This is a genomic window from Brevibacillus gelatini, from assembly GCF_003710935.1.
Taxonomy (GTDB): domain Bacteria; phylum Bacillota; class Bacilli; order Brevibacillales; family Brevibacillaceae; genus Brevibacillus; species Brevibacillus gelatini.
Genome location: NZ_RHHS01000039.1, coordinates 63,069 through 80,922, shown reverse-complemented (window position 1 = coordinate 80,922; position 17,854 = coordinate 63,069). Strand labels below are relative to the sequence as shown.

Annotated in this window: 17 protein-coding genes; 11 read left to right on the top strand and 6 right to left on the bottom strand. The window is 55.1% G+C overall.

Annotation, left to right across the window (positions count from 1 at the left end; translation table 11 throughout):
- Nucleotides 1–63: 63 nt before the first annotated feature.
- Nucleotides 64–951 (bottom strand): DMT family transporter, encoded by an 888-nt coding sequence (locus tag EDM57_RS16495; RefSeq protein ID WP_122905784.1) that lies wholly within the window; start codon nucleotides 949–951, stop codon nucleotides 64–66.
- Nucleotides 952–1,098: 147 nt separating this feature from the next.
- Here EDM57_RS16495 and EDM57_RS16490 point away from each other — a divergent pair, with 147 nt between their 5' ends.
- Nucleotides 1,099–1,974: a LysR family transcriptional regulator gene (locus EDM57_RS16490; RefSeq protein WP_122905783.1), complete on the top strand. Its 876-nt coding sequence runs from the start codon at nucleotides 1,099–1,101 to the stop codon at nucleotides 1,972–1,974.
- A gap of 9 nt (nucleotides 1,975–1,983) precedes the next feature.
- Here the strand turns inward: EDM57_RS16490 and EDM57_RS16485 are convergent, their stop codons facing one another.
- Nucleotides 1,984–2,730: a YwaF family protein gene (locus tag EDM57_RS16485; protein WP_122905782.1), complete on the bottom strand. Its 747-nt coding sequence runs from the start codon at nucleotides 2,728–2,730 to the stop codon at nucleotides 1,984–1,986.
- 452 nt (nucleotides 2,731–3,182) lie between these two features.
- Complete coding sequence (locus EDM57_RS16480; RefSeq protein ID WP_122905781.1) at nucleotides 3,183–3,677, bottom strand: Gmad2 immunoglobulin-like domain-containing protein; 495 nt, start codon at nucleotides 3,675–3,677, stop codon at nucleotides 3,183–3,185.
- A gap of 161 nt (nucleotides 3,678–3,838) precedes the next feature.
- Here EDM57_RS16480 and aspA point away from each other — a divergent pair, with 161 nt between their 5' ends.
- On the top strand, nucleotides 3,839–5,263 hold the full coding sequence (gene aspA, locus EDM57_RS16475; protein ID WP_425455810.1) for an aspartate ammonia-lyase: 1,425 nt from the start codon (nucleotides 3,839–3,841) through the stop codon (nucleotides 5,261–5,263).
- 75 nt (nucleotides 5,264–5,338) lie between these two features.
- Here the strand turns inward: aspA and pdaA are convergent, their stop codons facing one another.
- Nucleotides 5,339–6,181, bottom strand: coding sequence for a delta-lactam-biosynthetic de-N-acetylase (gene pdaA, locus EDM57_RS16470; RefSeq protein WP_122905779.1), 843 nt, complete (start codon nucleotides 6,179–6,181; stop codon nucleotides 5,339–5,341).
- Between the two features lie 254 nt (nucleotides 6,182–6,435).
- Between pdaA and EDM57_RS23575 the strand changes: the two genes are divergently transcribed.
- The 3 genes from EDM57_RS23575 to EDM57_RS16455 all read left to right on the top strand — a co-directional run bounded on the left by EDM57_RS23575 (nucleotide 6,436) and on the right by EDM57_RS16455 (nucleotide 9,898).
- Nucleotides 6,436–6,600, top strand: coding sequence for a hypothetical protein (locus EDM57_RS23575; RefSeq protein ID WP_211338259.1), 165 nt, complete (start codon nucleotides 6,436–6,438; stop codon nucleotides 6,598–6,600).
- A 252-nt stretch (nucleotides 6,601–6,852) separates the two neighbouring features.
- Nucleotides 6,853–8,730 (top strand): CotS family spore coat protein, encoded by a 1,878-nt coding sequence (locus tag EDM57_RS16460; protein WP_122905778.1) that lies wholly within the window; start codon nucleotides 6,853–6,855, stop codon nucleotides 8,728–8,730.
- Between the two features lie 25 nt (nucleotides 8,731–8,755).
- Entirely contained in the window at nucleotides 8,756–9,898 is a 1,143-nt protein-coding gene (locus EDM57_RS16455) for a glycosyltransferase family 4 protein (RefSeq protein WP_122905777.1), read from the top strand.
- Nucleotides 9,899–10,129: 231 nt separating this feature from the next.
- Here EDM57_RS16455 and EDM57_RS16450 read toward each other — a convergent pair whose 3' ends face one another.
- The gene (locus EDM57_RS16450) at nucleotides 10,130–10,738 is read right to left on the bottom strand and encodes an OTU domain-containing protein (protein ID WP_122905776.1); all 609 of its coding nucleotides are present in this window, start codon (nucleotides 10,736–10,738) and stop codon (nucleotides 10,130–10,132) included.
- Nucleotides 10,739–10,924: 186 nt separating this feature from the next.
- Here EDM57_RS16450 and EDM57_RS16445 point away from each other — a divergent pair, with 186 nt between their 5' ends.
- Genes EDM57_RS16445 through EDM57_RS16425 form a run of 5 tightly spaced genes read left to right on the top strand, consistent with a single transcriptional unit; the run spans nucleotide 10,925 to nucleotide 15,938 of the window.
- Nucleotides 10,925–11,947, top strand: a complete 1,023-nt coding sequence (locus EDM57_RS16445; protein ID WP_122905775.1) for an ABC transporter ATP-binding protein — start codon at nucleotides 10,925–10,927, stop codon at nucleotides 11,945–11,947.
- Nucleotides 11,940–12,566, top strand: a complete 627-nt coding sequence (locus EDM57_RS16440; RefSeq protein ID WP_122905774.1) for a DUF4129 domain-containing protein — start codon at nucleotides 11,940–11,942, stop codon at nucleotides 12,564–12,566. Before EDM57_RS16445 ends, EDM57_RS16440 begins: the two co-directional genes overlap by 8 nt.
- Complete coding sequence (locus EDM57_RS16435; protein ID WP_122905773.1) at nucleotides 12,559–13,686, top strand: DUF4350 domain-containing protein; 1,128 nt, start codon at nucleotides 12,559–12,561, stop codon at nucleotides 13,684–13,686. The genes EDM57_RS16440 and EDM57_RS16435 overlap by 8 nt, the downstream gene beginning before the upstream one ends.
- A gap of 10 nt (nucleotides 13,687–13,696) precedes the next feature.
- The gene (locus EDM57_RS16430) at nucleotides 13,697–14,617 is read left to right on the top strand and encodes an AAA family ATPase (RefSeq protein WP_122905772.1); all 921 of its coding nucleotides are present in this window, start codon (nucleotides 13,697–13,699) and stop codon (nucleotides 14,615–14,617) included.
- A complete protein-coding gene (locus EDM57_RS16425; RefSeq protein ID WP_122905771.1) occupies nucleotides 14,568–15,938 on the top strand; it encodes a DUF58 domain-containing protein in 1,371 nt (456 codons plus the stop codon). Before EDM57_RS16430 ends, EDM57_RS16425 begins: the two co-directional genes overlap by 50 nt.
- Here EDM57_RS16425 and EDM57_RS16420 read toward each other — a convergent pair.
- Nucleotides 15,905–16,885 carry a stage II sporulation protein M gene (locus EDM57_RS16420; protein WP_122905770.1) on the bottom strand — a complete coding sequence of 327 codons (981 nt, stop codon included), beginning with the start codon at nucleotides 16,883–16,885 and terminating at the stop codon, nucleotides 15,905–15,907. The two genes, EDM57_RS16425 and EDM57_RS16420, sit on opposite strands and share 34 nt — an antisense overlap.
- Before the next feature lie 61 nt (nucleotides 16,886–16,946).
- On the opposite strand from EDM57_RS16420, the gene EDM57_RS16415 reads away from it, so the two are divergent.
- Nucleotides 16,947–17,765 (top strand): RDD family protein, encoded by an 819-nt coding sequence (locus EDM57_RS16415; protein ID WP_122905769.1) that lies wholly within the window; start codon nucleotides 16,947–16,949, stop codon nucleotides 17,763–17,765.
- Nucleotides 17,766–17,854 lie beyond the last annotated feature (89 nt).

Below are 17,854 nucleotides of genomic sequence, written 5' to 3'. Positions count from 1 at the left end.
CGGCTTCGCATACGGAGCCGGTTTTGATAATGCCATTTTTGCCGGGAGCGCGAAGCTGCTGCGTCAAGCCGATACTCCTGTCTGCCGCTTGCCCCGCCCCCATTTGCTTACATCCATTTCCGCGATCAGCACGCTCAACAGGACGAGTGCCGCACCGATATACCCGCGCACCGTCAGCGTCTCGCCCGCGAACAAAAACGCAAACAGGGCGGCGAAGACAGGCTCCAGCGAAAAAATCAGCCCGGTATGCGTCGGTGTCGTATATTTTTGCGCGACAGTCTGGACGACGAAGCCGATCGCGCTGCACAGGACGCTGAGCGCGAGTACGGCGACCCAGCCTTCTGTGGAATGCGGCAGGGCAGGCGACTCGAACAAACAGGAAAACAAAAGGCCGAGCAAGGCGGTAAAGCCGAGCTGGTAAATGCCAAGCTGGATCGTGTCGGAAAACGCAGCCCATCTGCCCGTTATGGTAATGTGCGTAGCGTAGCAGAGCGCTCCGGCGATGCACAGCAAATCCCCCTGGCTGATACGCAGCTCGGAGTTGAGCGACAACAGGCCGATCCCGACCATCGCCAGTCCGGCGCCGACAAACACGCGCTTTTCCGGCCGATTGCGCAGCAGGATGGACAGCAGCGGGACGAAGATGACCGTCAGGCTGACCAAAAATCCGGCTTGCGAAGCCGTGGTCGATTTGACGCCGTTTGTCACCGTGACAAACACACCGAACAAAACCGTGCCGAGCACAAAGGCGTGACCGAGCGTTTTGCAGCTGGTGCCGCGCAGCCGCCTGTGAAAAATAGCGGCTGCCAGCACGAAGGCAATGCCAAAGCGGATGGCGATCAGGTTGAAGGTCTCCAAATCCTTCAGCCCCATTTGCATAAACAAGTAAGACGAGCCCCAAAAAAGGGTAACGAGCAGCATCGCCAAATCGGCTTTCACTTGCGGTTTCATGTCCAGCCTCCTTGCACATATGAAACAGACGAACGATGAACGAATCGTATTGCGTAATACTCAGTATACGAGTATTGTTTGGATAAGAAAAATGAATGTTTATCATATTTTTCATGAAAGGAATTAATAAAAAAGGAGGCGGAGCGGGTGAGTCTTACCAAGTACGAGGTGTTTGTCACCGTCATCGAATCGGGGAGTCTGACCAAAGCAGGGGAAATTCTCGGCTTGACGCAATCCGCGATCAGCCACGCCCTCGCCAGTCTGGAGCGGGAGTTCGGCTTCTCGATTCTGACGCGCGGGCGCTCCGGGATCAGCCTGACGAGCAACGGCGAGCGGCTGCTTCCGTACATGCGGGAAATGCTTTGGGTGCAGGAGCGAATGCAGCAGGAGGTATACGCGATCAATGGCCTGGAGGTGGGGACGGTGCGGATCGGGACGTTCACCAGTGTGTCCACCCAATGGCTGCCGGGTATTCTCAAACGGTTTCAGGATCAGTATCCCGCAATCGAAGTCAAGCTGCTCGAAGGCTACTACGACGGAATCGAGAGCTGGATTCAGGCAGGCGAGGTAGACATGGGCTTCGTCTCGTTGCCGACGACAGAAGACCTGGAGACGATTCCGCTGAAAAAGGATCCATTGTACTTGCTCGTCACAGACGATCACCCGCTCTGTCAGGAAGAGCGGGTGCATGTGAGCCGCCTGGCAGAGGAAACGTTCATCATGCCAAAGGAAGGCTGCGACAACGACATTCAGCGCCTGCTCGCGCAGTATCAGTTGCAGCCGCGCGTCAAGTACGAGGTAGGGGACGACCACGCGATTATCGCCATGGTGCAAAATGGCTTGGGCATCAGCATCCTGCCGGAAATGATCCTGTTTCGCCTGCCGCCCAATATCCGCATGATCCCGCTCGCGGGCGAGCATTACCGTTCGCTTGGCGTGGCAGCGAAATCGTTTGGCAAGCAGTCTCCTGCCGCCAGGCGCTTTTTGCAGGTAGTGACCGAGTGGGTGCGCGAGCATGGATAGGCGGTCAGATCAGGAAGGCAAATTCCGCGCGGTTGGGGCAGATGCGGGTGTTTTTCGCCAAAACGGCAGGTACAAAAGTGAAAAGATCGCGACAGCAACCCCTTCCAGCGAGAGGATGTACCACGGATACGGCCCCAAAAAGTCGATGAGGCTCGGGTTTTCCGGCTTGCGCGAGACAAAAAGATAGTTGCCGCCTGTCCAGGCGTTGACGACGAACGCGACGACCAGAAGCACATTGAGAAAGCCCATCGTTTTCAGTACGGAGCGAAAAGTCGGGCGAAACCCTTCCACCCACGTCATGTACAGGCAGGCGAGAATAATCCCGGCATGGGCGACAAAAAAATGCACAAAACGAAAGTGCGGGAACGGATAAAACAGCTCGGGTGTAAGCAGTGCCTGGGCTGCGCCGCCGATCCCGGCAAAAAAAGTGATCTCGTACAGACGGTAGCTTCTGGTGAGCAGCATGATGGCAGACAACAGGAGCGTGACACTGCACAGCTGCAAAGGCAGCGCATAGGCAGCCGACCAGCTATCCGAGAGCACATGCCAGAGCTGAAACGCTACCTCGGACAAGAGCAGCACGCCAGCCAGAGCATAACGAAAGGCGCGCTTGGCCGCAGGTGCTTGCAACTGGCGGCGAAAGAGGTACAAAAGCAGCAGCAGGCAAAAGGTAACGGCGAGCGCCAGCAAATGCGGGAGCGAGAAAAGCTGAAACGGCGGCCCGGAAATGGTCAACGAAAAAGAAGGCGAGTTCATCTGGTCCTCCCTGAGCAATGATGGAACGGGCAAGCTGCGGGAGCCTGCTAAAAAGGCTTTTGCAGGCAGTTATGTACTGTACTATTGAGAGAATTCACGAAATTTTAACACACGCTTGCTTTTCGAAAATCCATCCATGGTTATAATATAAATAGACTCACGTACATAATTGAGAGGAGATATAGTCTTGAACTTGGTACTCACAGAAAAACTATGCAAATCTTGCCAGGCTCGCTTGACTGATTACGAGATCGAAAACAATGGTGCCCTTTGCATGGATTGCTACAAGGAAGAACAAAGCGAGCAAAAGTAGCAGCACGACGCAAGTCAGCATGTTGCCACACAACGATAGATAAAAGTCAGAAACAACACAGCCCTCTCCAAGCGAGAGGGCTGTTGTTTTACCATACCATAATAGATGCGGAATCTTCGCCCAACCCAAGCGGAAGCTTCTATTTTTCTGGCAACGGAATGATGAGCTCCATCCGGCGGCTGCCGTCCTTCGCGCTCGCTTCAAACAGGATCAGCATGAGTGTGCTGTTCGGTTCGGCTTTTTTCACCTTCACGGTTTGCGTAAAGTCGCCCCATTCGGGAGCTCCGGCAGAGGTTTGGAAAAAGCCCTGGGCCAGCTCGTTGTGTCCGTCTTCCACGACGTAGTTGACGACGGCTTCGAACACCTGCGCCTGCCCTTTTACTTCAAATGTATCCTCTCCTGTTTTTTTCACGGTGACATTGCGAAAAATATCATTGGCATAGACGGTTTCTTTCGTTTCCGGTTGCTCGGCAGGCTGCTGTTCTGCCGGAGTCTGCGACGGGGCAGGGGCCGGTGTTTCCGATTGTGCGGGCGTTTGCGGCTGCGTAACAGGCGGGTTTTCCTGGGCAGGCGGAGCGCTTGTGCAGCCTTGCAACAAACCGACTGTCAACAAGACGAAAAGAAGCTTTTTCATCGTATCCCTCGATTCTGTCCAGATAGTGGGTGGAGCTGTTCACAAGATAAGACGTAAAAAAGCCAAATAGTGTTACAAACTACTGGTCATACCACTCCAACTTTGTGCTAAAATGGGGTGGAAGCAGTAATCATTATTCCTAGAAAGCTGGTCTGATAAGAATGGTACAACAAACATTTCGTACGGAAAAAGACTTTCTCGGTGAAAAGGAAATTCCCGCAGATGCCTACTATGGCGTGCAAACGATGCGGGCGACAGAAAACTTCCCGATTACCGGGTATCGCCTCCATTCATCCCTGATTGTCGCAATGGCCATGGTCAAAAAAGCGGCGGCCCTTGCGAACATGGAGGTTTCCCGCTTGAATCCGCGACTCGGCAATGCGATTGTGACAGCCGCGCAGGAGATCATTGACGGGAAATGGCACGATCAATTCATCGTGGACCCGATTCAGGGCGGTGCGGGAACATCCATTAACATGAATGCAAACGAAGTCATCGCCAACCGCGGTCTGGAGCTTCTTGGCGAGAAAAAAGGAGACTACTTCCATCTCAGTCCAAATACACACGTCAACATGTCGCAATCGACCAATGACGCTTTCCCGACGGCAATCCACATCGCGACGCTCGATTTGCTGGAAAAGCTGCTCGTCACCATGGAGACAATGCGTGACGCTTTTGGCCAAAAAGCAAAAGAGTTCGATGACGTCATCAAGATGGGCCGCACGCATTTGCAGGATGCTGTTCCGATCCGCCTCGGACAGGAGTTTGAAGCATATCGCCGCGTGCTGGAGCGCGATATTAAGCGGATCAAGCAATCCCGCCAGCACCTGTACGAAGTGAACATGGGTGCGACTGCTGTCGGGACAGGCCTGAATGCCGATCCGCGCTACATTGCGACCGTGGTCAAGCATCTGGCGGAAATCAGCGGCTTCCCGCTCGTCGGGGCGGAGCACCTCGTAGACGCGACGCAAAACACCGACGCGTACACAGAAGTGTCCGCAGCGCTGAAAGTATGCATGATGAACATGTCCAAAATCGCCAACGACCTGCGCCTGATGTCGTCTGGTCCGCGTGCGGGTCTGGGAGAGATTTCGCTGCCTGCGCGCCAGCCAGGGTCTTCGATCATGCCGGGCAAAGTCAATCCGGTCATGGCAGAGGTCATCAACCAGGTGGCGTTCCAGGTTATCGGAAACGATCACACCATTTGCCTCGCTTCGGAAGCAGGCCAACTGGAGCTGAACGTCATGGAGCCGGTCCTCGTCTTCAACCTGCTGCAGTCGATCAGCATCATGGACAACGCGTTCCGCGCCTTTACGCGCTACTGCCTGGAAGGCATCGAGGCAAACCGCGAGCGGATGAAAGAATACGTAGAAAAAAGCGTAGGCGTTATCACAGCCGTCAACCCGCATCTCGGCTATGAAACAGCAGCCCGCATCGCGCGCGAAGCGATTTTGACTGGAAAATCCGTGCGCGAGCTGTGCTTGCAGTACAACGTCCTGACGGAAGAAGAGCTGGACCTGATTCTCGATCCGTTCGAGATGACGCATCCGGGTATCGCTGGCGCTTCCCTGTTGGATCGCGATTAATCGTAAAATAGAATGGGCAAAAACTCCCGCCCTCGTCTGGAAACGGACGAGGCAGCGGGAGTTTTTTTCGATCAATCATGGTTTTAAGGGAGCCTGCGACTCATTTTTTGGCAAAGCTTGCGGAGTGCCAGCCTGCATTTGCGGCAGCTGGTCCAGGCTTCTGAATTCATAGCCGCGCTTGCGGGCCTCGTCGATGATCGACCCGAGCGCATCGGCGTTGTCCTTGGAAACAGCGTGCAAGAGAATGACGGCTCCTGGATGCAACTGGCTCATGACGCTGTCAAACGCGTACCTGGCCCCGCGCTGCACTTTTGTATCCCAGTCCTTGTAGGCGATCGACCAGAATACGTTCGTATAGCCCAGCTCCTTGCTGACAGCGAGTGTGCGGTCGCTGAAAATGCCTCTGGGCGGACGCAGATAGCGCATGTTTGCCTGTCCGGTCACTTGGGCGACTGCCTCGCTGACCCGTGTCAGTTCTTCCTTGATTTTCTCGTTGGACATGGTTGTCATGTCCGGATGGCTCCAGGAGTGATTGCCGATGAGATGGCCTTCTCTCGTCATCCGCTTCAACAGTTCAGGCTGGTCCTTGACGTAATGGCCTGTCACAAAAAAAATCGCGGGCACTTTTTTCGCTTTAAGCGTGTCCAGGATCGCCGGGGTATAGCCGTTTTCATACCCGTTGTCGAATGTCAGATACAGCTCTTTTTTCGACGTGTCTCCCAAAAAAACAGCGCCGTGCCGATCTACGATGCTTTTGAACCCTTCTTCGTTGATCGAAGGAAGCTGTCCGTTCCTGCTTTTTTTGAAGCCGAAATGGTACGGATGGTCCTGATGGGCGACAGCCGCATGCAGCGGCAGGCTGAACGCCAAAAGCAGAATGGCGCCAACGTGAAGCAGCTTTTTGTAGCGTGGTTTCATCAATCTGGCACTCCTTTCCTATCCCAGGTCATGACGGTGGCACGGACGTTTCCACCCAAAGTTTGTCCAGTCAGTCTGCAAATATGTAACGGGCGCGGCGGGAGAAGAGGATAGCAAAAGTTGGAAAAAATTTGCAGGGCGGAATGGGACAGTGAACCATTACACAAGAGAGGCGACTGTCATATAGTAACAATGTCGACGGGAGAGCCGCTGACGAACAGGCAGATCATCATCCGTTACCAGGAGGTGGAGGCATGGATTGGTTGAGGTATTTGCGCGACGCTGTCGGGGAGGACGATGGGATTGAAGAGATCGAAGTCAAGGTAGAATATGAGGATGGCACCAAGAAAAAATGGATCTTCTCCAAAAATCAGGCACCGTTCTTGGAAGACGACGAAGATGAAGAGGACGAAGACTGATGTTTCAATAAACATGCCAAAAGATACGCGCATCTAGGCGTATCTTTTGGCGTGCCATGAGCGGGAACATCCGGAAAATTTTGCTGATTGGCCCAAGCGGCCTGATCTGTGTTTTTCGTGCGCAGGTCAGGCCGCTTTTTTGCTGGTGAATTGGCAAGTTCCCAAGGATATTTGTCCGTTTCGCCAAGCATTGTGCACGAATAATTTATGAAGAAGGTGAGCGCTTTAACATGGAACAACGGGGGGAATGAAATGGAACAGTACGTAATCAAGCCTTGGGCCACCCGCGACGACAGCCAGCCCACTCCAGTCGACTGGGATATGCAAGTACCTCCGGAAGTCGATGCGATCGCGGAGCTCGTCATGAAAGAATACGAGATGTCCGTCAAGAGCAAGACGCTGATTACCTCGAAGCCGGACAAAGGCGGCGCGATCTGGCGGATCGAGACGGACAAAGGGCCGCGCAGTCTGAAAGTGCTGCACCGCACGCCGGAGAGAAGTCTTTTCAGCGTTGGCTTGCAGGAGTATGTCGTCAAGCAGGGGGCCAGAGTTCCCGCGCTCATTCCGGCCAGAGACGGAAAGCTCTTCGTGGAAAAGGGCGGAAAGCTGTGGATTGTCACGGACTGGATCACCCTTACACAAGCGACCAAGGTAGACTTGGCAGGAGCGCAGGAGCTGTGCTACGGCCTGGGAGAATTTCATCGACATTCGAAAGGATACGTGCCGCCAAAGGGGGCGAAAAACTCTTCCCGTCTGTACCGTTGGCCCAACTACTATCAAAAGATTGCCAAAAAAATCGGCTGGATGCGTGAAATGGCAAAAGCCTATCGGGAGACGGCCGCAAGCAACTCGATTTTGTCTGTCGTCGACAAGTATGAGCGGCAAGCATTGGATGCGCTGGAGCGGCTGAAAGCGTCTGCCTATCCAAGAATGGTGCAGATGGGCGAACCGCACTGGGGAGTGGTCCATCAGGACTACGGTTGGTCCAATGGCCAGAACGGACCAGGCGGGCTTTGGGTCATCGACCTGGACGGTGTGGCTTACGATTTGCCGTTCCGCGACCTGCGCAAGCTGATTACGAGCACGATGGACGATATGGGTGTCTGGGATTTGACGTGGATGAGAGGCATGATTGAAGCGTATCACCGGGCGAACCCGCTCGATCGGGAGTCGTTTGAAGTGCTTCTGATCGACATGGCGTTGCCAAATGAATTTTACAAGCATCTGAAGGAAATGTTTTACGATCCGGTCACGTTCCTGAACACGGAAGCAGAGGCCATCCTGCAGCGCGTCCTCTCCACCGACCAGACCAAAGACCAGGCATTGGCGGAGCTGGCGAAAGACATCAGCCAGTACCAGCCCGGCGATTACACCCAGGTTGTCGTTCCGGCCACGCCCGTGCCCCAGTCGCCTGTGAGTGCATCCGATCAGGCAAAATGGCAGCTCGCTTCGCCAACTCCGGCGGCACAAGCGGAGAGCAAACCAGCAGGTGTGAAATCGCAAGAGCAGAGCAAGCCAGTCGGCGTGGAACGGCAAGAGGAAAGCAAGCCAGTCGCTGTGGAACCTGGAAAGGTTATTCGCCTTCCTGAAAAAGAACGCAAGTCTGTGCGAACTGCTGTGCCCGCGAAAAAGCCGCCCGTCAAAGAAGCGCGACCGATTGAAGCAGCAAGAGAAAGCGGGAAACGGGAGAAGGAAAAGGAAAAGGAAAAGCTGCCAGAAGTTGTGCTCTTCCCTAATCCCGGGCTGCCTGCCGCAGAGGCAACGATGCCAGCGAGCACGCAGCGCAAGCGCCTGAAGCCGAGAGTCGCTACTGTGAAAAAAGCCGGGGTTAAACCAGCGAAGAAAAAGGCAGCGTCAACAGGCTCGACAAAAACAGCAAGCAGAACGGGCAAGAAAGCAAGCGCCAAGCTGCCCGCAGGAAAAGCGCTCAAAAAGACTGGCAAGTCGAACGCAACAACAAAAACAGGAACCCAGCTTGCAAAACGGTCCAATTCTCCCCAAGGCACTCAGCATGCAGCCGTCAAGCATCCTTATAAAAAGGCAGCAGCTCCAAGCCGCAAATTGACCAGTAATCAGGCCAAGAAGCCGCGCGCGGCAAAAGCCAAAAAAACAGGCAGAACCATGCGATGAGTCGTGTCAGGAAAGGAGAATTCGGATGAAGGTAGTCATGATCTGCACGGAAAAGCTGCCCGTTCCCCCGGTGCGGGGCGGCGCCATCCAGACGTATATAACCGGGATCGCCGATACGCTCGGAAAGCACCACGACCTGACGATTTTAGGGACGTCGGACCCGACGCTCGCCATGGACGAACGTGTGGGAAATGTTCGCTATGTGCGTGTCAATGGGCAGGGCGTCTTCGAAATTTACGCGCAGGAAGTTCTCGCGTTTTTGCGGGCAAATCCGTACGATGTGATCCACGTATTCAACAGGCCGCGGCTGGTTCCCATGATTCGTGAAGTATGTCCGAACGCACGGATCGTACTGAGCATGCACAACGACATGTTCGGTGTGGCGAAAATTTCCCCGCAGGAAGCGGCGAGCGCCATTGCCAACACGTCGACGATCATCACGATCAGCGATTATGTAGGGCGCGTCATTGCGTCGCTCTACCCGGAAGCGCAAGGGAAGCTGCGCACGATCTATTCCGGTGTCGATTTGCAGACGTTCGTTCCATGGGAAAGCTCGCAGACTGCCCGAAAAATTCGCCAGGAGCTGCGGGCAGCTCACAACCTTGGGAACAGGCAGGTCATTTTGTTCGTCGGCAGACTGACCCCGAAAAAAGGGGCGGACATTCTGGTGCGGGCGATGAACGAGCTTTCGGCCTACAAATCCGACATCGCGCTTGTTCTGGTCGGAGGCTCCTGGTACAGCGTCGATAAAGTCAGCGACTATGTCGCCTATGTACGCGCACTCGCGGATCGTTCCCCGGTTCCGGTCATCACGACTGGCTATGTGGCGGCAGAAAACATCCACCACTGGTTCTGGGCAGGAGATATTTTTGTCTGTCCTTCACAATGGGAGGAACCGCTCGCCCGTGTCCACTACGAAGCGATGGCCGCAGGACTGCCGTTTGTGACGACAAAACGGGGCGGCAATGCCGAAGTGATTATCGGCGGAAACGGCCTCTTGGTGGAAGATCCGGAAAATCCGCAGTCTTTTAGCAACCAGCTCAAGGTGCTGCTGTCCAATCGCGACCTGCAGCGAAAAATGGGGAACAGCGGAAGACAACTGGCGGAACAGCGGTTTACATGGGCGCGCGTTGCCCAGGAAGTGCTGGACGTATGGCGGAACCTGTAGCTTGAACTGAATATGCACAAATACCCACTTTTTTCGAAACAAAGGCAAAGAAGTGGGTGTTTGCTTTATTTTCGCAAAGGGAGGACAAGCCTTGACTGCACGAGGGCAGGGGAGCAAGCTCGTCCAAACGAGAAGCAAGCGAGGCGTGGAAAAAGCAGTTCTCCCACTCCTGCTTTTTGTTTGGCGAATCGCAAAAAAATCAAGCCGGAGTGGGAGGGCAAGGCGAGAGGATCAAAGCGCTTTTCCTGAGCCCTCTATCAACTTGAGAGGGACGGGCGCTGCCTCCTCTTCTGCTTGTTCGTCTACTACGGCTGATTCTCCCGGCGGAAGGGCATCCGGAATGATGGCGACAATGCGGTTGAGCGGGATGAGAATGCAGTTGCCGTAGCTTCCGTCAAGCTTCAGCTCGATGATGCCGTCGTCTACTCTGGCAAGCTGCCCCACCCGGTAGGGGCGGCTGTCCGGTCCCCAATCGGACGTGAGGATGACTTCGACCGTCCGGTTTTCCCTCATGCATTTGCACAGCTCTTTTCGCAAGCTCGCTACGCTTTCCTGCTCGGGAGTGTCTTCTGCCTCTACGTCCACTTTGACCACCGGAGCAGGGATGACCAGTGGCTTTGGAGCTTCAAACTGGACGATGGGCGCCTCGACCTGGACGTTGGGCGTGGGGCTTGTGACAGACACGGTGGGAGCAGGCGTGGTTACATTCACATTCGGGGCGCGGACATGGAGGCGGACGATCCGGTGGAGCCTGTCTATCAAGCGTTTGGCTGTCTGATTGGACCGAGGTCTTTTGCGGAAAACTGACCTCGCCCGCTTCTTCTTTTTGGCTGATCGCAAGAATATGCACCTCCTACTGTCATGCTTTATCATATTCAGCACGAAACAGAGAGAAAGGGACAAATATCCGTGTCGGGGAAAATCAGGCAGGAAATGATTAGTAATTTTAGCGGAAATTTTTTAAAACAAATGGAAAATCGTGTATACTAGTCAGGTAATCTCAAAAAGGGAGACGGAGGTTTCACCATGAATCAAATACCAATGACCCCAATGGGAGTGGGGAAGCTATTGGACAAAAGCTTCAACGTATATCGCCAGCATTTTGGGGCGTACTTTCTTCTGGCTCTGATCTGGTTTGGTCCGTTTTTGCTTTTGCAACAGCTACTCCTGATCGACCTGAGCAATGTGCCGCTGCTCATGCAGGATACCGAAGGACTGGAATTTTGGGAAGCGATGGGGGAAAAGTTTATCGGGCAGGAAGAGATGGTCACCCAAAACATCGCCCGGCTCTTGCTGTACTTGTTTTTGGTAGCACCGCTGACGATGGCAGTGGCCTATCCGCAGTTGCTTGCAGGCGCCACCTTGCTGACGAAATCTGCATGGGAGCAGCAAACGGTTGACTTGAAAGCCGCGCTGAAAGGCGCATTGGGACGCTTTTGGCCGCTTGTCGGCAGCACCCTCGTCTACGGACTGCTCGCGATTGCGGTGGTGTTCGGGTTTACGCTCGTGTTTTTGCTCATCGGCTTTTTGTTCACGATAGTTACCGGCAGCTCGATTGAAACGTTTTTGGACGCGGGGAGCGACTTCAATCCGGTGCTGTTCTTCATAGTCTTTTTGTTCGGCTACCTGTTGTTTTTGCTCGGCTTGGTTCTGGTGCCAGGCTACTTCCTGCTCAGATGGAGCTTTTACTTGCCGCTTGTCCTGTTTGAAAAGGGCGGCGTCGGCATCGACCAAAGCTGGCGTTTGACGAAAGGGAATTTTTGGAGAATCTTTGCGATTTTCATCGTTTTGAGCTTTTTGTATTCGACCTTTTCGGGCGGGATTCAGGTTGTCATCTTGAGCATTTTGGGGACGTCGATCATTTCGCAGATCATCCTGGTTGTGCTAAGCTGCCTGCTGATGCCGTGGATGGCGATTGTCTATGCGCTTGTTTATTTTGACTTGCGCGTCCGAAAAGATGGAACTGACCTGCAGGAGATGATGAACAAGCAGCTGGATCAGTCGACAGACCGCTTTTCTGCTGAGGAGCCGGGAGCAGCACATGAATAGCACCAATCCTTGGGCAGCCGACAAGGAGCATTTGCAGGAAATTTTGCAGCGCGACGAATTTCAAACCGGGCACACGGCAGGCGAGAGCTGGCTTGCGCAAGTGATCGATTTTTTGCTCGAATGGCTGTTCCGGCTGTTTTCGTGGTCGGACATTCCTGCGGGTGTAGCGACGACGGCATCGACGGTCGTGCTGCTCGTCGCGGCACTTTTGCTGGTCATGCTCATTTTCTGGTTGTACCGCCGGATGATGTGGGAGCAAAAGCGGAAGGCGTCGCTGTTTGTCCACGGTGAAAAAATTCGCTCCCATGCCGACTACTTGCGTGAGGCAAAGGAGTATGCCGAGCGCGGAGAATGGCGTGAGGGCGAACGCTCGCTGTTTTTGGCGTTGCTCGTCTACATGCAAAAACAGTCGTGGATTCGCATTGAACAGTGGAAAACGAACTGGGAATACGCTGACGAAATCGAAGCCAGCCACCCGGAGGCGAAGCCGCTGTTTCGCCGCTACGCCAGGGCGTTCGAGCAAGCCTGGTACGGGCAGGTAGCTGTGGACAAAGCAGACTATCTGGAGCGGGTCCGCGAGCTTGCGCAGATTTTGGACGGGGAGGGACAGCATGAATAGCCTGAGAACGTATCGCGTGGGCATCAGCGTGGCGATCGTGCTGCTCGTCGTCGTCGGATGGTTTATCGTCAAGCCTGTAGCCACGAAACAACCGCCTTATCTGGCAGCGTCGGCACAGCCGGACGGAATCAAGGCTGTGCTGCTTTTGCTGGAGGAAAAAGGAAGCCGGGTCAAGGAGTGGCGGCAGCCGACCCATTTGCTGCCGACATCATCAGGACAGGCGTTGCTTGTCGTCGAGCCGGACAATCTGACTGAAAACGAGCAGGATGACTTGCTTGCGTGGGCCAGCGATGGAAACGACCTGTTTGTTTTCTCCGAGCGGGCGATCCATTGGGCCGACTTGCCCTTTGAACCGAAATATATGGAAGGAAACGGAAATCGGGAACGTAACATCCAGGGCCAGCCTCTCGGCGGAGCGATGATGGGCAAGGCAAAGACCCGGGTCAGATGGAAAGAAGCAGAGGGGCTGGAGCCGCTCTTTTACGACGACCAGGGAATCCTTGCGGGAAAAGTCGAGGTAGGAGCCGGAAGCATTTCGTACTTTTTGGTCCCGGATTGGTTGACGAATCAAAAAATTGCGGAGCTGTCTCACTTCGAGGCAGTGTGGCCGCATTTGCAAAAAAGCTGGTCGGTGATCTGGGTGGACGAATACCATCATGGAATGCAGGAGAAGCCGGGGCTTTTGGCGATCTATCCCGGCTGGCTGGTGGCCGCGTTTGTGCAGCTGGCCCTCGTGCTGCTCTTGTTTGTCTGGTGGAAAGGGAAGCGTTTTGGCCCTGTCTACACGTTGCGCGAGTGGACAGTTCGCCGCGGGGACGAGACGCTTTTGGCCGTGTCGAGCTGGTATGAGCGCCGGAGACTTGCGCGTGACGCGCTGGCGCACAGGGAAGCGTATATGCGCCAACTGATGCACGACCGCTGGGGCGTTCACCAAAAGGCGGACCGCGCCGAGATTTTGCGCTGTGCCGGGCTGCGCTGGAGCGAGCAGGAAGTAACGAAGCTTGCCCGGCTGCTGGATCGGCTGGAGCAAGCCCGCAGCGGAACCGGATATTCGGCAAAGCGGCTTTTGGCAGACAGTCTTTTGCTGGATGAGATCATTACGCTACTGATGAAGGAGTGACAGAACAATCGTGGAGCAATTATTGCAACAGATGGAAAAGGAACTGGTCGGACAGCGGCAAAACATTCGGCTGCTCGTGGCGGCCCTGCTTGCTGGCGGTCACGTCTTGCTGGAAGGAGTGCCCGGGATCGGGAAGACCAAAATGGTCCGCACCTTGTCGGGGCTGATCGGGGGAGAGAGCAGACGCATCCAGTTTACGCCTGACATGATGCCTTCCGATATTATCGGCCACGTCGTTTTCAACATGCAGGACAACCGCTTTGAGACGATCAAAGGTCCAGTATTTGCGAATTTGCTGCTGGCGGACGAAATCAACCGCACGCCGCCGAAAACGCAGGCGGCGCTTTTGGAAGCGATGGAGGAAGGCCAGGTGACGATTCACGGCGTCACGTACCCGTTGCCCGAGCTGTTTTTCGTCGTCGCCACGCAAAATCCGGTCGAGTACGAAGGAACTTACGTGCTGCCGGAGGCGCAGCTCGACCGCTTTTTGTTCAAGCTGACGATGCAGTATCCGTCGCATGAGAACGAAAAGCAGATTCTGCTCCAGCACGTCCAGCCCACAGGCGGGCAAAAGACAAGGCAAGCGCCGATCTGCAGCCTGGACGATATTTTGCAGCAGCGGCGCAAGTTGCAGGACGTCGTGGTCGACGATTCGATTTTGGAATACATTACGACTTTGATTCGCAAGACGCGGGAAACAAAACGGCTGCTGCTCGGGGCAAGCTCCCGTGCCGGGATTGCCGTTCTCATGGCCAGCAAGGCGTGGGCGCTTTTGGACGGCCGTGAGTACGTGACGCCGGATGATGTGAAAATGGTCGCCCGGCCTGCGCTGCGGCACCGTCTTATCCTGGCACCGCAGGTAGAATTGGAGGGGGGCACCAGTGACCACATCATCGAAGAAACGTTGGCCGCTATTCCGGTCCCTCGCTGATTTTTTGGCAGACCGCTTCGTTTTGCCGACGAAGCGGCTGCTCATCCTGCTGCTTGTCGGCACTCCGATTGCCGTCGTCGGCTTTTTCATGGGCACGGGGTACGGAGCTTTCTGGCTGTACAACGGTCTTGTCTGTGTGGCGAGCGTGCTCGACTGGCTGACGCTGCCCAGGCGCAACGATCTGGAGCTGCGCCGCGTGCTTCCCGAGCAGAGCGACATCGGCCAGTCGTTTACGGTCGAGGTAGAAATGACGAACCGAAGCGGCCAGCCGATTTCCTACGTGCTGATGGACGATTTGCCGCACTCTTTTGCGGAAACAGGGCCGATCTCGGGCCGGATGGAAAGCGGCGAGTCGCGCATCGCCTATCAGACCCGCGGCACGGAACGGGGAAACTATACATTTTCCTGGCTCTATTTGCGCTGGAGCGGCAAAATCGGCTTGTGGCACCGTCAGAGCCGCTTTGCTTTTCCGCAGACGATCAAGATTTACCCCGATTTGTCGCAAGTGCGCGGCTATTTGAACTCGCTGCAGGACAGTCTGATCGTCGACGGCAAAAAAATATTGCGCCGCGCCAAATCCGGCTCTGAATTCCACGCGATCCGCGAGTACGTTCCGGACGACGATCCGCGCGCGATCAACTGGTCGGCGTCGGCACGCACCCGGCGACTGATGACGAACCAGTATCGGCCAGAGCACGGCAAAGTCATTACGATTCTCGTCGACTGCGGCAGGCTGATGGGCGTGGAGCTGGACAACGAGAGCAGGCTCGATCGGTCGCTCGAGTCCGCGCTCACGCTGGCTGCGGTCGCTTTGCGCCAGGGAGATCAGGTGGCGTTTCTGGCCTATTCCCACGAGATCAAGACGTACATTCCGCCAGGGCGCGGGATGGGGCATCTGCACACGATTTTGGAAGCCACCTACGATTTGACCCATGACTTCGTCGAGGCCGATCCGGCCAAGGCGCTGGAATTTATACACCGCCAGCAAAAGCGGCGCAGCCTGATGGTGCTGTTCTCGGACATGGAAAATTACTTGGTCGAAGACTTGCTGGCCAGCTATTTGTGGAAAATGCGCCGCTCGCACCTGTTTTTGCTGCTCTCGCAAGCGGACCCGCTGCTGCACGAATGGACGCAGGTCCCGGTCGAAAACAGCCGCCTGGCCTACATCAAATCAGTGGCGCAGCGCTTCCAGCTCGACCGCAGGGCGTTTCAACAAAAAATGACCGGCGCGGGCATCCAGGTGCTCGATGTTCCGGCCGATCAGTTGACGCTGACGGTGATAAATGCTTATTTGGAAATCAAGGCGAGAGAAGCATTGTGAGCCTGACGCCTGCGCCCGAAATAATACCACAGGCACAAAAGCAGCAAGGTGGCCGCGGCGACGAGGTACTTTGCTTCCAGGGAGAGTGACGAAGGCGTGACATACCCTTCGATGATTCCTGCCACAAACAGCAGCGGCAAGGTCGCAAGCAGCAACTGGGCCGATTCCTTGGCCGCCTCCAAAAACTGATACTTGCGGGCATAGCGCCCAGGCACGAGGAGTCGGTAGCCCATGTGCAGGCCGGCTCCTCCGGCGATGAAGATCGCGGTCAGTTCAATGACGCCGTGCGGGAGGATGTACGCCCAGAAAGCGTAGCTGCTGTCTGCCTGGTAGTAGACGGCAGCCAATGCCCCGACGAGCAGTCCGTTGAACAACAGGACGTAGATCGGCACGAGACCGAACGTAATCCCGCTGACAAAAGCGAGAATGGCGACTTTCATGTTGTTGGTCATAATCATCGTCGAGATGACAGGGCTGTTGATGGCATCGTGTCCTTCCCCCAGTCTCGTCGGATCAATCTGCTCGGCCATGCCCTGGGGCAGCACGTAGTACAGGTTGAGCGGATCAACGAGCACCGCCGCAAACCCGGATACGCCGCCAATGATGAAAAGCAGGGCGGCCATGCCGATAAATCCGATCCGCTTGTGGATCAGCCCGATCAGATGGACACCGAAAAAATGCCGCAGCTGCTGCCAGCTTCCCGACTGCTGCTTGTACGTCAGGTTGTGGGCGCGGGATACGAGCTCATTGAGGTAGAGCGTAATTTCGTCCGCCGGGTGATACGAGCGGACCAGCGCCAAATGGGCGGAAGCTTTTTTGTACAAATGGGTCAGACGGTCAATATCTGCGGCCGTGATCTGCCGCTCTTGCCGGGTGAACCGTTCGACCAGTTGCTCCAGTTCGGCCCAAGAGGCTTTGTGCTTGTGCCAAAATGAAGTGATTTCCATGGATAAGGCCTCCTTATCTATTAGAGTCTACTAGAATTGCAAAAGGGAGAAGCGAACCGAAATGAATGAAAATCCATCCGTGAATCAGGCAGGTCGCGAAGCATCCGTTGTCACACCTGAGCATGTGATGCTGCGGTTTCAGACAGCGGGCTTGGGCAGTCGGGCTGCTGCCCAGCTGATCGACAGCGTCATTTTGCTTCTGGTTAATCTTACTGTATTTATCGTGATTGGTATAGTTTTATTTGGGAAAGAAGAGAGTTTTTTCCTGGATACAGACAACTATGCCGTCGCAATTGTCATCCTCCTGTTTTTCGTCCTCAACTTCGGCTACTTTTTGCTCCTGGAGGCGTTCTGGTCGGGACAGACCGTCGGGAAAAAGTGGATGGGAATTCGCGTCATCCGCGACAACGGCCAGCCGATCACGTTTTTGTCGTCGACGATCCGCAACCTGTTCCGAATCGTGGACAATCTCCCGTCGGGCTACTTTCTGGGGGCGCTCGTCTCTTTTTTCCACCCTCGCGACAAACGCATTGGCGATCTGGTCGCAGGGACAATTGTCGTCGTCGAGAGCGGGGGTCGTACAAGTCTTTTCCGGAACAGAAAGGCACAAAAACAGGGGGCTGTGCCCGCAGAGCCGCTTGTTCTCACCGAGCAGCAAAAACAGGCGCTGACCCGCGAGGACTGGCAACTGCTCTCGGCCTTTATTACGCGGCAGTCCTCTCTGGCGGAAGCGAAAAAGCTTGAACTGGCGGAAAACATCGCCCGTCTGTTGCAAAAAAAGCTGGAATACAGCGAGGAGCAGGCGCGCCAGGAAGCGCCGATTTTATTTTTGCAGCGGCTGTACCGCACGCTGCAAAGTGAGTGGAGCCTGGGGAAATAACGTGGGAAGATACCGGCAGAGACACGAAGCGCGGTATCTTCTTTTTTTGAGCAAAATTTCCACTATTTTTGGAAAAGCCTTGTCGAAAA

Bases quoted from the DNA above. Each gene is read 5' to 3' on its own strand.
- EDM57_RS16495 (WP_122905784.1), bottom strand. From the start codon at position 951: ATGAAACCGCAAGTGAAAGCCGATTTGGCGATGCTGCTCGTTACCCTT.
- EDM57_RS16485 (WP_122905782.1), bottom strand. From the start codon at position 2,730: ATGAACTCGCCTTCTTTTTCGTTGACCATTTCCGGGCCGCCGTTTCAG.
- EDM57_RS16480 (WP_122905781.1), bottom strand. From the start codon at position 3,677: ATGAAAAAGCTTCTTTTCGTCTTGTTGACAGTCGGTTTGTTGCAAGGC.
- aspA (WP_425455810.1), top strand. From the start codon at position 3,839: ATGGTACAACAAACATTTCGTACGGAAAAAGACTTTCTCGGTGAAAAG.
- pdaA (WP_122905779.1), bottom strand. From the start codon at position 6,181: ATGAAACCACGCTACAAAAAGCTGCTTCACGTTGGCGCCATTCTGCTT.
- EDM57_RS23575 (WP_211338259.1), top strand. From the start codon at position 6,436: ATGGATTGGTTGAGGTATTTGCGCGACGCTGTCGGGGAGGACGATGGG.
- EDM57_RS16460 (WP_122905778.1), top strand. From the start codon at position 6,853: ATGGAACAGTACGTAATCAAGCCTTGGGCCACCCGCGACGACAGCCAG.
- EDM57_RS16455 (WP_122905777.1), top strand. From the start codon at position 8,756: ATGAAGGTAGTCATGATCTGCACGGAAAAGCTGCCCGTTCCCCCGGTG.
- EDM57_RS16445 (WP_122905775.1), top strand. From the start codon at position 10,925: ATGAATCAAATACCAATGACCCCAATGGGAGTGGGGAAGCTATTGGAC.
- EDM57_RS16440 (WP_122905774.1), top strand. From the start codon at position 11,940: ATGAATAGCACCAATCCTTGGGCAGCCGACAAGGAGCATTTGCAGGAA.
- EDM57_RS16435 (WP_122905773.1), top strand. From the start codon at position 12,559: ATGAATAGCCTGAGAACGTATCGCGTGGGCATCAGCGTGGCGATCGTG.
- EDM57_RS16420 (WP_122905770.1), bottom strand. From the start codon at position 16,885: ATGGAAATCACTTCATTTTGGCACAAGCACAAAGCCTCTTGGGCCGAA.
- EDM57_RS16415 (WP_122905769.1), top strand. From the start codon at position 16,947: ATGAATGAAAATCCATCCGTGAATCAGGCAGGTCGCGAAGCATCCGTT.